8 protein-coding genes are annotated in these 16,702 nt (G+C 48.6%); all 8 read right to left on the reverse strand.

All coding sequences use genetic code 11. The features are described from left to right. A partial coding sequence (locus KDD36_05575; protein ID MCB0396099.1) for a hypothetical protein occupies positions 1 to 344 on the reverse strand: 344 nt, incomplete at its 3' end. Beyond that, a complete protein-coding gene (locus tag KDD36_05580; GenBank protein ID MCB0396100.1) occupies positions 338 to 2,095 on the reverse strand; it encodes a hypothetical protein in 1,758 nt (585 codons plus the stop codon). The genes KDD36_05575 and KDD36_05580, both read right to left, overlap by 7 nt. A gap of 25 nt (positions 2,096 to 2,120) precedes the next feature. Beyond that, on the reverse strand, positions 2,121 to 6,182 hold the full coding sequence (locus KDD36_05585; GenBank protein MCB0396101.1) for a cadherin domain-containing protein: 4,062 nt from the start codon (positions 6,180 to 6,182) through the stop codon (positions 2,121 to 2,123). A gap of 11 nt (positions 6,183 to 6,193) precedes the next feature. Further along, positions 6,194 to 10,612 carry a hypothetical protein gene (locus KDD36_05590; GenBank protein MCB0396102.1) on the reverse strand — a complete coding sequence of 1,473 codons (4,419 nt, stop codon included), beginning with the start codon at positions 10,610 to 10,612 and terminating at the stop codon, positions 6,194 to 6,196. Positions 10,613 to 10,663: 51 nt separating this feature from the next. Next, on the reverse strand, positions 10,664 to 14,116 hold the full coding sequence (locus KDD36_05595; GenBank protein MCB0396103.1) for a baseplate J/gp47 family protein: 3,453 nt from the start codon (positions 14,114 to 14,116) through the stop codon (positions 10,664 to 10,666). A 9-nt stretch (positions 14,117 to 14,125) separates the two neighbouring features. Beyond that, a complete protein-coding gene (locus tag KDD36_05600; protein MCB0396104.1) occupies positions 14,126 to 14,563 on the reverse strand; it encodes a GPW/gp25 family protein in 438 nt (145 codons plus the stop codon). An 11-nt stretch (positions 14,564 to 14,574) separates the two neighbouring features. Further along, positions 14,575 to 14,853: a PAAR domain-containing protein gene (locus KDD36_05605; protein ID MCB0396105.1), complete on the reverse strand. Its 279-nt coding sequence runs from the start codon at positions 14,851 to 14,853 to the stop codon at positions 14,575 to 14,577. A 94-nt stretch (positions 14,854 to 14,947) separates the two neighbouring features. Next, on the reverse strand, positions 14,948 to 16,702 hold the full coding sequence (gene vgrG / locus KDD36_05610; GenBank protein MCB0396106.1) for a type VI secretion system tip protein VgrG: 1,755 nt from the start codon (positions 16,700 to 16,702) through the stop codon (positions 14,948 to 14,950).

The raw sequence follows: 16,702 nt of genomic DNA on the forward strand, positions 1-16,702 counted from the left end.
AATCCGTTATGAAATTTTCCCCGCTTGCCACCGAACTCGGTATATACTTGTTGTGTCTGTTCATTCCTGGCGAGGAACATATCCAGCAGTTCAGGTCTGACATGAGGCACAAGGGCAAGCATCAGAATGAATCGTTCCTCGAAGGAGAATTGATATTCCCTGACCAGCCGGTGGTATCCGGAATCTTCCGAACTCAGCGTAGGAAGCGGGACTTCAAACACATCGGTGTACTTGCATTCTGCATTTGCGTTCAGCAGTGATCTGGTTTTAAGAACTTCACGGAACCACTGCAGTTCGGATTGCAGGTCGCGGGCATTGGATTTTATGGAGGTTGTTGTTACCATTCTACGTGTATCATTGATTTGTTCCAGGGCATCATCACCAGGGAAATCCCCCAGGGAAGGCGGTCCATCAGGATATCCACGGTTTGCCGCTCGACGTTAAGCTTCCATCCTCCCCCGAATCCTTCCCGTGACAGCAGTCCTTCGCGTTGAAGGAAGGTTTGCTGAATAGATGCCGGTGATGCATTCTTCAGAACCGTCCATTGTTTCACCACATGCTCCAGCAATGCCTGGCTCTCGCTTTTTTCACTTTTGGTAAGTCGGATTTTGGAAATAACGGGGGCCGAAGGTTCCATACCACACAGCAGTTTATTCAGGGTGAGTTCTTCTTCTCCCGCATTGCATCTTCCGTCTACGAGGTATTGTAACAGGTGAACCGCACGCATTTGTTTGCTCTCGGATACAAACTGTTTATCCTTCACGAGGCCTAGTCCTTCGAAATAAAATGGTAAAAGCGAATGAAGGATCACCACACCGGCATTTTTCACGAATGCCTCTTCGACCTTTGGCAAGGGCCAGGCGTCTTCCTTCCTGCTTGATTTCTGATTCTGAAAATTCAACGGTGTTGATTTCCCGTCTGACGGTCGCAATTCCTCTTTTGATTGACCGTTCGGATGTTTTTCGTTCTTTGTGGAAACCGTATCGCTTTTCTTTACCTCTCGTTTACTTTCCTCTCCGGATTTGCGGTTGTTTTCTTTTACCGTGCTTATTTCCTTTTCATACGTTTTACCGGCTACCCTTACCTTATTGGTTTCACCTTTTTGCTCCCCATCTTTATCTTTTCTTTCGGGTTCAATCGGTTTCGAATCCGTTCCAGATCTTCCCGGAAGCTGTCCGATCATATCTTCCCAGGCAGACTCCAAAACAGGCGAGAGCGCATGGTTCTTCCGCCATGACTGATATGTCCGGCTGAGCTGTATCTCTCTGGCACTTGCTAAAGGATGGTTTATTTCCGCATGTCTTGTCGACGTCTGCTCATCCCAACCCGAGACCATAACCCGGATGAGTTGGGCAACAGAAGACACATCGGTTGATCTGGTGGTGATGGTCCAGTAAATAATCGGTTGCCACTGCTTCCACCTTGTTGTTGAGCGATCGTCTCCACTTTGTGGTAGCCCGACTTTTGCGAGGGCATACAAGCCTGTGAGCAAATCCGTTTTTCCGGGAAGGATGGCTGCCAGCAGCTCGATCAGAGGTTTATCAGGGCATTGATATACCAGACGTTGTGCGCCGTGTGGAGATAACAGGCAGCGCCTGAGCACGCTGACGGTATCTTTGGGATGTTCGGTAATCAGGGTTTTGAGCCAAGTAGATAATGTTCCCCGGATCTCCCCGTAATGCTGACCGGTTTCGAGAAAGCGGATGATCGATTCCAGTTCGTGTACATGTGCTGATCTTCGTTCCGCATGTGGAACTTTTTCCGAAGCCTTTTCCGTCAGAAGTGGCGCGGATGGGTTGCGCGTTGTAGCGCCGGAAATGATATCAGGAAGTTTTGCGGCCAATGCCTCCTTCACCCTGGAAGGAAAATCTGCTTCCAGGCGATCCTTATCCAGGACACCAAGATCAATCTCTAATTTATCTATAACAAATACCTCCTCTTTTCCTCCATAGGAATCAAACAGCTTCTCCATCTCCAACAAAACCTTCTGGCGGTATATTCGACTTATGGTATTTTGCAGGACCTGGCCCTGATTTCCTGGTACGTTACATTGAAGTTCCAGTTTTTGTTTGGCAATGGAATGTTTGTTACCCATAGTATGAATTCGGAGTTAGACAATACTATTTTCTTTTAAACAGCGCATCCACCATATCGCTTCTATTCAAACTGGCGTCTACGCCCAGTTGCTCCGCTAACTTGAAAAGTGTTTCATCACTTAATGATGCTACCTCTTTTCTGGTCAGCGGTTGCGTTTTCAATCCTTCCTGTAGTTTTTTTGATAATGTTTCTCTTGTATCGGCCGTGGTCACTTTAAGCTGTCTGGACTCCATCAGGGCCGACAGTTCATTTCTGTTCAGGAATAAAAGATTATCCGTCAATGTTATTGTAGGTGTGGTCTCTCCCTGAATCTGGAAGTCCACGATCTGAGAAGAAGCCATGGCACCATCAAGGTCTACCGCCCTTCCCTGAAGTCTGTACGAACCGGCCTTGAGACCTTCCATGACATACCCGAAATTCTGTTCCTTGGTGGTCACACCGTGGAGTTGTCCGTTCAACAGCACCTCCACTTTTGCCACGCCGGTATCGTCACCTGTGATGAACACCACATCAATGGCAGAGCCAACCGGGAAGATCTGGTTTGTTTTCGGCTGTGCGATATTTACAAAGGGTGGTTCATTGCCACGAAGCAAACTGATATTCAGGAATGCCTGTGCAAACAATCCACTTGGATCGGTCACGCGTATTCCCAGTTGGAAGCCTTGTGAGTTGGGGAAGTTGGTGTTGCTGGCTACCACGATCTGTCCGGTGTTTGCAACAATGCGGAATGCATTGCCTGTATTTCCGGAAACGATACTGAAGGTGAGCGGATCTCCGTCAGGATCGCTGGCTTCCATGGTGGTCACCACTGTTCCTACCGCTATGGTCACAGGAATCTCAACACTTTGATTCCCGATGTTAGGGGCTTTGTTCTCATCAAACACCGTGATCACGACAAATGCTTCATCAAACAAGCCGAGAGGGTCTGTCACCCGAACACCCATTTCATATGGGATCGGCTCCATGGAATCCGGGTTGATGATCTGGATCTCTCCGGTTTGCGGATTGATGGCGAAGATATCCGTACGTCCTGTAAAGAATGAGAATGTCAGTGGTTCATTATCCGGATCGGATGCCTCCACAGTTCCAACGATGGTACCTTTAGGGCTATTCAGTGAGATAGAGAAATCCTGGTCAGGAATAAACGGCTCACCATTGCCTGTCGGGCGCAGGGTGATCTTTCCGCATCCGTCATTCTTATCACCTTTCGCGGTGTACTTGAATGTATAAGGATCCTGGATGCTTTGGTTTACAAACATATGCAGTTCCACGCCACCGTTTTCAATGGATACGATTTCCTGATTCACATCCGGATCATTGAACGTAAATCCTGGGTTATCCTTCAGGCTGGCCACCACATGGTCACCTTCTTTCACAGCAAATTCAAATGACGGGAGGCGAACGCACATCTCACGAACAAGAACGGTGACGACCCCGGTATCTCTGAGCCCGTTATTGATGTTCTCCAAGGTATAGCTGTATTTTACAATGCCGGTGAAATCTTTGGGTGGGGTGAACAGCACACTGCGTTTGTCCTTGCTTATCTGCAATTGCGGTTGGTTATCATCAAGCGGCTTGACACCTACGATAAATACATTCCATGTCTCTTCCACTTCTTTGACGCAGAACTCTTTTTCCAGGTCATGAAGATTATGGTCGTTGATAACCAGCGGCATGGTGATGGATACATTCTCGAAAGTATATCCGTAGTCAGGTCTTGCGTATGGCGCCACCATGATGTGTTCTTTCGCGATGGCATCATCGCAGACAGGAATGCAGCGGTGATCGTCACAGCATCGGTAAGGCAGGGAAAAGTCTGCCAGCACACGCTGGTTCATCCCCAGGAAATTGCCATAGACGATCACGAATGTTCCGCCGGATGGTGTACCGGCCATATGTTCTATGCCGGGATGTTTGGCGATGTATTCACTGAACGTCTGACTATGTTTATTGAATTGAAGGGAGTAGTAATATTCCCTTCTTCTGAAAGCATAGTAAATTCTGTACAGGCGATTAAAGAACAGCATATCGAAGAACTGGTACACCACATGTGTAGCTTCTGCGATCACTTCCTGTGCAATATCGATACCAGTCACGTTATCCACTTCCTGGGCACCTTCATCCACATCGTTCAGGTCAAGATGTTCGAACACCTTATCGGTCACAAAGACGATGGCATCTGCATAGCGATCTTTTAGCTCTTCGAATGATGCGGCGAAATCCGGAAGGCAGGGAGGCAATGTTTTACAGATGAATGTAACGATGCCTTTGTACACCTCTTCAATGATCTTCCTGACTTCGTCATTGATTGGTTCTTCAAAATCCTTGTCGTTTTCCTTTGCGATCTCTTCGATCCTTTTGTAGAGATCCCAGACCGTGGGGCCGAACTTGAGCATGTTCACGATCTGGTAGCGGCAGGAAATGTAGTCTTCGTGCAGGTCATGGAATCCGCAGTTGTAGTCTACGGGCATGTCTTCCAACGATGCAGGCACGACCGGGGCAGTCGCATTATTCACCCTTACCGCAACCACATCAAACGGGAGATTGTATTTGTGAATCTTTTCTTCCAGCAGGTCGATCACTTCGGCGCAGGATTTCCCGAGCCCACCTTCGATCCGGTAAAAACCGTAAGGGTCTCTGTTAAACTGAAGGGGCTTACTTACCTTGGTCTCTGTTGCCGGTCCGCCGGAGATATCATCATAGTTATTGGCATATGCCAGCAGTCCGTCACCAACGGCACATCTTCTTTTGATATCGTAGTCCCAAAGTGCTTCCAGGCTGCCAAACTTGCCATTGATCTTGGTTCTGAAATAGTATGGAATAGCCCGTTGGGTAAGCCAGGATTTTTTCTCATCGCTGGGTGTGACCTTTACTTTGAGCGGATCATAGCTTTCGGTCTTATTCACCCTGTCGGTATCAAATGCTTTAACCATTCGCTCCACCCGGTAAAACAGTGTTTGCGTTTCGAGCAACAACTTCCCGAAAGTCGCCTTGGCGGGGGAATGCATGAATTGCTGACGGTAGGCTGACGGGATGCAGTCGGTGGTCACTTCACCAAGCATCAGGTGTTTCGGAAACTTCTTTTCATCGGGACAACATCTTGTAAGCAGGTCAAATGACACTTCTCTGAATTCACTGTAGGAAACAAAGAGGTCTTTGATAAAGTCATAGTAATACTGTATCCCCATATACTTCGGCGCGCTGCCACTGCCGTCGAAAATGGCTTTCCATGCATTGGCCATGGCGACGGGGTCAGCGAACGGATTGGCAGGAAGTGATTCCCTCAATATGGGTGCGAATGCTTCATAGGCGTCTTTCCAGGCGTTGAGTATGGCGAGAACGGGGTTCTGAGCTGCCGAAAAAAGTACGTTTCCGTAGGGTGCTGCAATCTTGGCGAACGTATCGTAGTCTGCCACCGGTGGACTGAACAGCGGCAATTTCACACCAATATCCGGAAGGCGGTACCGGTCCGGGTATAGCATCACATCTTCATTCTCCGTACGCGGCAGTACCTTGTTTTCTATATCGGAAATAGAAATGAGCAACTTGCGCAGTGTGAATTTCCTTTCAATACCGATGTCGTCACAGCTTTTGGTGAGACAGGATTTCAGGTCTTTATCATAGCATTCGAGATAAAGAACCACCACCTTATTTTCGAAGATGGACTGATCAATTTGTACAATAGGTTCCTCACTTCCATCGGCTTCAAAATCATCCGTAAGCAGTTCCTGCATCACGATATCCTGCTGTTTGGTTGCAGGATTCTGAAACGGCGGATAGTCGATGTACGGATTCATCACATAATTCCGGTAGGATGTGATAGGACATCCGCAGAATTGGATCAGAAAACCTTCCGAGGTGACGCCTACACCTTCTGAGATGTACAGCGTATCCACACCGAGGTCCGAATCGCTTTCGGGCACAAAACGGGTTTCCAGTCCGCACAGCACGCCGATACCGATCAGGCTGGACCGTGTGAGTCTTCCCTGCTCTTCCAGATAAGAAACCAGCTGGTTGAGCTGGGTGTTGGTCAGCACCTGGTTCTTTTCAAAAATGGGATAGGCATTATAGGTTGTAGAAGCCATGATTACTTGTTTTAGGCATTTCCTAGAATAGAATTGTTCAGTATGATTGAGTTCTCCGTGGTATTGTCTTCCTCACAATCGTGCAGGTGTCCCACGGGGTATACATTTCGTAATCTTGTCAGGATATCGATGAGGTTGCTGAGGGCGATGCTCAGCTGAACATGATCTCTGTCTTCCTTCGATATTTCGAGCAGCCAGCGTTTGTACATCTCCTCGAATTCGGACATGTGTGCGTTGCTCACCCAGCAAATATTCAGGAAGATGTGAGCGGGTGCTTCCAGCCTGATCTTCCGTTCAAAGAATTTTCTGAAATCAGCGTTCCGGAACCGTCCTTGCCAGTAAGGCATAATCACCGAAGCGATATAGGTGTAGGGGTTCTCAAGCTGACAGTATATGCAGTCGGGATCCAGGTTTACGGGCAGCAGGCGATCCTGAACGAGGCTTTCGATGGATGCCAGGATGATGTGGGTGGAGCCGCCCTGTATCTCGGAAGATTCCACTTTGTACGTTCCATCGTTCCGTTGGTCCGTTGATCCTGTCAGATGCACAACCGTTTCTGCATCCACGGGTATTTCTCCGGCCACGATCACATCGCGGTTGGCGGTAATCACCGCCTGAACAGGAGATGACACATGATAAGACACAATGCCCTGCGGTTCGGTTGTGGTTTCCGGAAAAGCCTGAACCACCTTGATCTCCGTCACATCGTCACCAACGTCATAGGTAGCAGTATTTACCGTATAGGTATCATCATTGGCATGTGTTCCGCTGACAGCCACCAGCAGGCCGGCATAGATCTCGGCTGTCCAGTCACCTTCTACGCGGAATATTTTAGAGGATTTCACGGAAGACTTGATATCCAGTTTCCGTTCGAAAAAGATCAGACCTTTATCTGCCAGCCCGCTGGCCAGTGTGTCCTCATCCGCAGGTACAAAATACCAGCCATTTACACGTGGTCTGAGCAACAGATGCTCTACAAGGTGAAAACCTTCATTGCTATAAAACTTTGTTTTGAAGAAGGCAACGGTATCGTTCACTGCCTTTGTATCCAGTCCACCGAGCACGGTCACTTTGTTTCCGGAAATCAGGTGTACAGGGAAGGATTTGGTGAATGACAGTGTACCATCGCTGTTGGTGGAAGCGAGTTCTTCCTTCACCTCAATGACAGTATCTCCGCTGACCAGACTCACCTTACGGATATTGAACAGCCCGTTGTTAAAGCCGGAACCCATGATGAGCACATCTGCCACATCGTGAAGGATCGGTGTGTAATCACCAGACAGAATAAACGCATTGCCGGGTTTATCGGCGGTAAATGACAGGCTATCGGTATAGGCCAACTCACCATCAGAACCTGCGGCGGGCATGGGTGCGGTCATGGTCAGTTCCACATACGGACCATCCGCGGTGGCACCGGTAAATGTATAATCTCCGTTGTTGGTGTCAGCTCCGGTAATGCTCACCTGTTTTGTGGTGAGCGCATTGAATGCATCAGCGACCGGAATATTAAAATCGAATGCCGTACTTCTGCCGAGTTCACCACCCAGTCTACTGGTCAGCACAAACTCATAAGGTGAGGTAAAAGGAGCTTCATCAGGAAGGAAACTATACTGGTCAGGATCATCACCGTTGGCGACTACGTCCCAGATAAAATCAACAGCTCTCTCCTGGGCCAGGTTCTCCATCTCCAACAGGGTCATACCTTCTTCTCCGTCGCCGGTTTGTTCGCCGGTCATGATCACATCTCCCGGATCTGTTGAATAGGCCTCGGAATGCAACTTATAGGAGATGGTATATTCCGGGATGGTGGGAACCATATCCACGGCGATATCCACTTCAAAATAATTGTCTACCGGCGCCGCCAAATTATTGCGGTTGGATTCGGGGTTGAAGAAAATTTCATTAGCCAGGTCTGCATGCAGTTGGGTGATCGCTTGCCCTGCAAGTTCTTCGGAAGCGTAGTTCACTTTCTTACTTATGGCGGAAAGTACCTCATTGCAATACAGTGCAAATGAAAAGGCGCCGGGTCCTTCTTCCTTAACCACAAAATTGGTGACATACTGGCCATGGGTGATCACGTCCTCAATGGCAAGTGCTGCTTCATCGGTAGTATCAAAGAGAATGCCGTCAGGCGACTGTAAAATGTAAGGCGCACTGCCAATCTCAAAACGGAACTGATCGCCGACGGCGATGATGTCAAAGGGTGCACTGAAAGAAAGATCGGAAGCCTTTCTTTCGTCCACACCCACCATGAGTGCGCCTCTTTTTTCGAGTCCGGACTTATTGTCGATATGCCAGATATGGCAGCGGTCCATATAATTGAAAGCGGTTCCTCTTGCTGCGCTTATCTCGGGGTAGGCATTCAGGAAAGTAAGCTTGTCCTGGATCAGATCGCGGTCGGCATCGACACCTGCCAGGCGATAGGTCATCAGGGCGTAATCGGTAAACTGCTCGGAGAAGCGGGCCATCAGGTGATTGAGGAATTTGTTGCGCCGTTCAAAGAACAGGTGCTGATCCTCGGCCAGTTCGGCCAATGTTTCGGGGTGATGGTCCGGATCGGTGTACAGGCCGTCTGATTCGGGCACGATGTCTTTCAACACCTGCGTAAAATACGTTCTCCCGATGACGTAATTTCCGTCTTCATCTTTCTCCGCATTCATGGAGAAAAGATCTTTCACGTGTGCCAGCTGCGACATATAATTGGCCAGCAGCTGATCAAAAAACATAAGAAAGCCTTTCAGTTGTTTTACCTGGGCTTTTTGTTTAACCGGGGCACTGGCGGGCAGGCCTTCATCCCCGATACCGTATACCAGCGGAAAGTCTTCCTGAATGCTGGTGTATTCTTCCAATTGCAGATAATTGCCTCGTGGCACTTTCAGGTCAAGTACCGGGTTCTCTATTTTTTGTGATTGTTCTCCGGACTCCAGTTCTGCGACCAGGGTATCCACCACGGTCTGATCTGCCTGATAAGGAAGTTGATCTTTATAATAGGTGATCTTTGAATCGGTGACTGACAACCTGGGGATGTAGTTGTATTCGAAAGCCAGGTCGAGGCACCACTTCACGCTTTTGGAGGGGATGCCGTCATCATTATCCTGGGGCAGGTTGGCGATCTCGATCTTTTTTACGGCAACGACACCTTCCACATCCATAATGATCTGGATAAGATCGGAGACATGGATCACATCGCGACGATCTGCGGCGTCCACATCTTCATCCAGCAGAAAACCATGTTCCAGCAATGGGCCTTCGTAGATCTTCTCCACCGGAATATCCATTTCCAACATTTCATCCAGGGAATAGTAAGGCACGGTGGGTGACAGAAACCTTCCGATGTGATAGTAAATCTGCGCCTGCACTTCTTCCACGTCGGCTTCGAGCTCCAGTTCAATATCCGTGCAAAGAGCGATCTCTTCGATCTTGAGTGCATTGAATTTAAAAAAGTCCTCACACAGATTCCGATTGGCGTGGAGTTTTGCCTTAACGGCTTTCAGTATTCTGAATATCTTGAATACCTTGGCCTGATAGCGGGCAATCAAGCTATCCGGACCGTTGTAAATGTATGCGTTCAGGTTATCGGAGATCATATCCATACCCAGCACTTCCTCAGGATCCGGGGCTCCGGGCTTGAGGCCTGAGAGAACAACATACTTGTTATTGTCTACCTTATAATCGAAGGTATATCGTCTGGGTTTTCTGAAAAACTGAACATTGATATTCTGAACGGATTTGCGGATGCTATCCGGATCATTCCAGTCTACCCCTTCTTCATCCCAGCGTGGAAACTCCACTTCCACTTTGATCACCAGGCCGTTCAATTTATCGTCCACCGCTCCGGTCACGGTCATTTGTCCGTCGAGCTCATTTTCATTCAGATCACCATAGGCGTCGCATTTCTCAAACTCCAGCAATACGTTGTAAAGCGGTTTGATCTCCAATGGTGGTTTGCCCGGATGAAGGGGATGCGGATCATAGCTCAGGATACTTTCCACGGTATGGGCATGAACGGGAAATTCATTTTCCGGAGAAACGCTGACCCAGGCATTTTTCACACCTACGAATGAGCAACCGTCGTCACTGCTGTCGCTTACCGAAACATCCATGATGATCTTCCGGATATCGCGAATGGTCAATGCTTTATTGGGAAGGATTTTTGCCGCGGTGAAGAAATTCTGTATATCCTTTTTATCCGGGTCGGAAGGATCCTGGGCAATGATATTCCGGATGTCCTGGTTCACCCGATGTCCCAGGTCAGTGATGGCATAGCTCAACACTTCCAGAATGGTCACTCCCGGATCGTGGCTATTATAATCGGTCCAGATCTTTCCTGACAGGTTCTGCACATGCTCAACACCCAGATCACGAAGGGCTTGATACTGCATGCTCTCCAGTTCCGGTAGTTTCTTCGATATTTTGATGGACTCTTCCACGTCTGTTTTTTGAGGATTACTCGTTCATTATATGATCTCTATCTTTCTTCATTAATCACAACCACATCCATCAGCAGCTAGCTCTTTCACACCGAACACTTCGTTTTCATCGCATCCGCAGATCGCCTCTTCCATCACGTGGATGAGATGTTCCGGTGCAGATCCGAGTACGGATCCGGTGGTGCTGGCTCGCGCCTCGTTAATGTCTATGGTTGACGGTGCCACACCCTCCGATGGCACTGTATGATACATTTTAAAGCAGGTCACATAATCTACATAGTCCCGTTCTTCCACAAAATTCAGGATCATGGATTTGTGTATTCTTCCGCCGAAGACGATATCCGAGCTATCCTCATAGGCCCATGGGGACAGGAAAGCTTTGATCTCATCATTCAGTAATTCCTGGTAATAACCATTGTCGATACCGTCATAAAACTTGACATTCAACTCCACCTGAATTTCTTCATACAGTGGGTTTCTGACATGAAGCTCTACGCATTCCGCTTTAATATCGGTAAGGAATGTTTCGATCTCCGCCAGGGTAATCAGACTGGTTTTAGGTTTTAGCGGGTCTACCGCATTCTTATTGATCACGCTGGAAATCACAATGAGGGACACATGTCCAGGCGCAACCTCGGAGTAGTCTGTTGTTGTTCCATTAAAAATGGTATGGTTGATGCACTTCACCTTATACACGGAAGGGAACTCTTCCAGCACGAGTCTTTCATAGTCCCAGATGGTGATAGCGCGCTGCTTATGCCTCAGCCGTTCACTGACCCGCGTATAAAAAGCACTGCTGCTTTCTTTCAGCTTTCCACCGAATGAGCTGAAAGGCTGCTCTACCTTATCAATGGCAGAGTCGCTTTCCCGGAGCTTCTTGATCGTCTCCGCAGGCAAAGCCTTTCCCAGTCGGTTGGGGTCATTGTTGATATCCTCAGCGGTGGCTGTAACCGCTTGTGCGCGGATATCCACCATATCGGAAATGGCGGGTGTATCCTTGTCGACGGTAGCCCTGATCCAGAGCAAACCATCGGAGAGTAATTCGTGTGAGGTATTCGCTTCTTTGGGCAGAGCAAAGGAAATGATACCGGAAGTCAGCAAACCGTTGGTGGAATCTGACAATATCTTCCGGTCGTTGAAGGTCTTCCAGGTATTGCCGGCCAGATAACTCCAATTTACCTTCTGTTGCAGATAGTCAGGGTTTGCGCTGCCCTCTGCAACCTGGAAAAGAAGTGACAGATTACTTCCTCCGGTTAAATTTTCAATTCCGATATAGAGGCTGCCTTCGCTGGTGATTACCGGCATCAGGTCATTGGTGGCTTCCCTGGCATCCGTTTCTGCCGCACCGAATGGGTGCACATGAAAGAACTGTTCCACCCGGTTTTCCCATGCCTTCTCCGATTGCTTTACAATATTCAGATCAACAGAGGAGGAATAGTCCAGGGACAGTTCCTTGATCGTTGGTGTGTAGGGTTCATTCGGAAGATTTGGAGGGACCGGCGGATTGGCGGTTACACCTGCCAGCACCTGTTGGGTATAAGAAGTAGGATAATCCTTATGACCGAAGTTTTCCCCTTTCAGGGTCATCCTCAGAAATCCTTTTTGTGTTGTCGTATCAAGCTGGGTGAACGGAATGATCTCCGGATCACGTTTTACATCGCCAAGCGAATCGGTTGCTCCGGTGTTCGCTACAGATAAAAATAGGTTGTTGACCGGATTGATGATTTCCTCATCGGTGGCATTATCGAATAGCTGGAGATAACTTCCGTCTTTCATCACCGGCGTCCACTCTCTTTTATCAAGCAAAGAAACCTCTGTAAGAAAGGTGGTATTCTGACGTTCGCCGGTCTGCACGGTATAGTTGGCATAATACGCGCCGAAGCTTTGTTCTTCAGGAAGCTCATGCCATTGTATGTTGACGGTCAGTGTTTCCAGATTCTTTTGAAAGATCTCCTGGTTGCCGATGTAGAAGGAGGCATCAAGTTGCGGCCGGTTACCGAATGGCTGGAATGGCTTGGCCGGATCAAGCCGGGCAGCATCATTCTGAATAATATTACTCTTCACATCCGACACATTCACATGGATGTTGGCTGCGGTCAGGTCGAGGTCCCTGAGATATTTATACACATACGGGCTTGCCGGATAATCACGATTCAATGTGACCTTCATCACCGGCCACGATGTTTTATACGGTTCAAGAAGTACCTCCTGATTGTAAGCAACCACGGCGGGCTGACTTTCCTCTATGGTACGGATGATGGTGATCGTGTTGGCAACGGGGTCTACAATGGTGGCATTGGACAGGTTCCTGAAAGTGTAGGCCATGTCGTTCAGCTTATCAATACCGAAGCCTTTCACATCCAGCAGCTGATCAAGGGAGGTGTAAGAGCCGATGATATTCCGTTTGGCGACGATGCGTTCTGCCACCAGCGCACCTATATCATAATCATCGATCTGGTCTCCATAACCGGTATTCGGGTCATCGCTGATCTTGTGATCGAGGTCATCTTTCGTGGCAGAGTTTGCAAATGCCAGTATTCTTTCGACCACCTGCGGATGATACTTTCCATCGGTGACATCATACGCATCCTCACCTTCGGGAGATATCCATTCTTCTTCTCCACTGAACACCACATCAAATGATTTATCAGCATGCGGAAACACGGATCCGATCTTTGTCTCCGGAGAAAATGTGAGGGTAACGGTTACCGTTCTTTCTCCTTCGGCAAGGAAAAGTATGGGAGATGCAAATGCAAAACCGATCTCGGGTTGATCCCTGTCGGTATTACCGAATATCTCCCAATGCATGTCTTCACTCTCGATTTCAGCACCTTCTCCATCTGATGAGTTTGCGATGGGAGAGGCATACAGGCGTTGCGTGTTTTCTACATCTGCAAACAGTGCCTTGATGGCGCTCACCTCACCTTTGTTCACCACGAGTTCATCATCCGTAGCGAAGAACAGAGGTTGTCCGGTGTCATCTTTCCCGGCCTTCAGCTCTGTGTTTTCCTTTACAGCATGGGATTTGGCAATGTGCTTTGCCAGGGTGAAGATGAGGAATACCTGATCTGAAACGGCTGGCTTTTCTTCCAGGCGAAGTACTTCTTTATAATAGAAATCAAGATGGCGTTTTGTAATGGTGTTAAGGTCATCCTGTGCCTTCCTGAATAACTTCAGAAACGCAAGGAATAACGCAAAATGAGGCTGGGTGAATCCGCCCTTCTTTTCAACATAATCCAGAAAATTCTCTGTGTCGCTGTAATCTTCATCCAGCAGGATATCGATGTCATTGTCGGCGTTGAAGAACGTTTTCCAATCACCATCTGCCAGGTTATCAATATCCACATAGGCGATCTCACCCGCATACTGCTGCACAAAGGTGATGAGGTCCTTCATGCTGCGTTCGTCCACCGCCACATATTCAGGCAACAATGCTTCCGCCAGCCGTTCATTCCGGTTGGTTCCGTCGCGCTGTATAAGGGCTTTATTTTCGCAGGTTTCCATGGATAAGTACTAAATATCTGTTCCTTCGTTAAAGTAAAACGGGTAAACGAGGTTGGTCCTCGTATTGGTCGCGATGATGGTATAATCCAACTGTATGAGGATGTATCCTTCTTCAGGATCCTGTTGATAGGACACATCTTTCACACTTACCCTGGGTTCATGGAAGAGGATGGCGCGTTTAATATCTTCAGTCAGTCTGGCGGCAGAAGATACCCGAAGCGGCTCGAATATCTTTTCGCGCAGACTGGCACCATAGTCCGGTCTCATCACGCGTTCTCCGCGGATGGTAGACAACAGTATTTCCAGACTTTCACGGATGTCCTGTTCGTCTTCCGACAGTTCCACCATGCTGCCTTCTTTATTAAAAGTCACAGGCCAGGCCCATCCCCTTCCAAGGAAACTGTTCTGTTGTTGACTTTCAATATCTATGTCTTCTGTTTCAGGCATTGTCTTAATTTTTATCCGATCATCACCGTTGGTTCACCAACAGCGGCGCCAGCACCACATATACAAACATCACCTACCCGGATGGCCGGCTTGCCCCCTATCAGCACCGTTGTACTTCCCATCGGAAAGGGACTTGCCGTAGGCTGATGTGCATTGGGTGGCAGGGAGCATACATGATTATCTCCTGCCACACATGCCGGCATGTTCCCGATAAGCACGGTGGCTTCTCCGGGTCCTACGATGGTTCCCCCATGGGTCGTTGTGTCGGTTACTCTTGCTGCGGGTGGCATTGGTTGGTTTTTAGTTTGTGGTTTTTAGTTTGTGGTTCTTTCAGCAAGCATTATCACATCATCAAATTTTCAAATTGCCACATTTTCAAATTGTCTAATTGATCTGAACCAGAGAGCCTTTGACAACGGTTTGGGCGCTGGAGGTAAGTTCCGCACCTGCACCGCCGTCGGCTTTATAGCTCGCACTGGCTTTTTCAGTGATGTTTGTTCCTTCTATATTGATATCTCCTGATGCTTTCAGGTTGATGTCTTTTGCACTTTCGATTGTGATCCCGTCGGAGCTCATCGTAATTTTATTTCCATTCTCATCTTCCAGGTTGATCCCTCCTTCATCATCGCTGATGACCATGGTATTTCCGTTCGGGGTCTCAAGCGTGATACTGAGCTTATCATCGTTGAAGGTGAGTTTAAGTTCTCCCCTTGTAACAAAACCCTTCTCATTATTCTCTTCTTCCGCATCGATCGGCGCGGGTTTGGCGCTGCTGTGCACCATCCCCAGAATGATCGGGTCACGGGGATCATCATTCAGAAATCCAACGATCACCTCATCTTCCACTTCGGGTCTGAAGACCATGCCGCGATTCTCTCCTGCATCGGGGCTCACCATTCTTGCCCAGACCCCTTCATTCTCAGGGTCGATGACAGGCAGTCTGACCTTGATCCGGAAATCGCCGTCCGGGTCTTCATGGATATTGGTCACCACGCCTACCTGCAACCCGTGTATCGGTGGCAGCATACCACCTGCAGGCTTATCCACGATGTCATCATAGCGGGTGATGAACCATTGCTCATCCAATCCGAATTCCAGGTGCGTATACCAGGCCATCCCGGTGGTGATCTGATGAACAACCGAGGATACGAATGCAGGTCCGTTAAATCGGTTTCCGAGTCCCTGGAACGAGATGATGTGGCCTGGTTTGATGTCACTGAAGCCAACGATCTTCACACGCCCTTTTACTTTTGACAAGCGGCTTCTGAGCAGGCGTGCATCCGACCAGGCTTTGAGTTCGGTGTCCTCTACCTTTCCGCTGTGTTGCTGTGTAAACGTTTCCAGGCCGATCACGTCAGACAGGTCCGAGGTCGTAAAGTCACCCTGTTCGGAAAGACCGGGATCCTCTCCTTCCTCTTCGATCATCTCCTGTGCCGTGAAGTCCCATGATTTACTGACGGAGGCGGCCAGCTGATCCCGTGCGTCCATGTCGGCCTCAAATTCCATGATGTTGTGTCCGTAAGCAAGGTTCAGCAAGGGATCCTGTGAAAGGTCCGGCGCTTTTACACCCAATGTGCCGTCATCCGCAAACACCAGCAGACCGTTTACTTCGGCTCTGCTTACAACGAAGTCCCAGTCTGTGCAATGGTATTGCACCATTTCTTTATGTGTAACGGAAGTGGCTTCGACGTCTGTTTGCAGTCCGTATTCACCGGCGATCTCTTCGATCACATCACTGTCCGCAACCTCTTCAAAATATTTGCTTTTCCTGCCTATGGTCATTTTAACGGCGGCATCGCGCAGCTCTATGATGAGGACCGGGTTTTTATTTTCCAGGGATTTGATACCATGTTTAATGATGATCCCTTTAAAAACGGTGTCTTCAATATTGTGATAACCACCTTTGATCTCCACTTCTTTACCGGGGACGAACATGTCTCCGCTGCTGACCTCAAAATCTTCAAGCGCCACATCTCCGTCGCTCAGGATCAGTCTCGCCTTGGGGATTTTGTTGACGGCCTTGGATACCATGATCGAGATCAGACCGAACAGTCCACCGATATCCTCCCCGTCCACCAGCACCTTGAAGGTGGGCAGGTCGGTTGCAGCCTGGGTTGGTATGGTGAGGGTTTCGGCCAT

This window comes from Flavobacteriales bacterium (assembly GCA_020435415.1).
GTDB lineage: Bacteria > Bacteroidota > Bacteroidia > JACJYZ01 > JACJYZ01 > JACJYZ01.

Bases quoted from the DNA above. Each gene is read 5' to 3' on its own strand.
- KDD36_05580 (MCB0396100.1), bottom strand. From the start codon at position 2,095: ATGGGTAACAAACATTCCATTGCCAAACAAAAACTGGAACTTCAATGT.
- KDD36_05585 (MCB0396101.1), bottom strand. From the start codon at position 6,182: ATGGCTTCTACAACCTATAATGCCTATCCCATTTTTGAAAAGAACCAG.
- KDD36_05595 (MCB0396103.1), bottom strand. From the start codon at position 14,116: ATGGAAACCTGCGAAAATAAAGCCCTTATACAGCGCGACGGAACCAAC.
- KDD36_05600 (MCB0396104.1), bottom strand. From the start codon at position 14,563: ATGCCTGAAACAGAAGACATAGATATTGAAAGTCAACAACAGAACAGT.
- KDD36_05605 (MCB0396105.1), bottom strand. From the start codon at position 14,853: ATGCCACCCGCAGCAAGAGTAACCGACACAACGACCCATGGGGGAACC.
- vgrG (MCB0396106.1), bottom strand. From the start codon at position 16,702: ATGGCCGAAACCCTCACCATACCAACCCAGGCTGCAACCGACCTGCCC.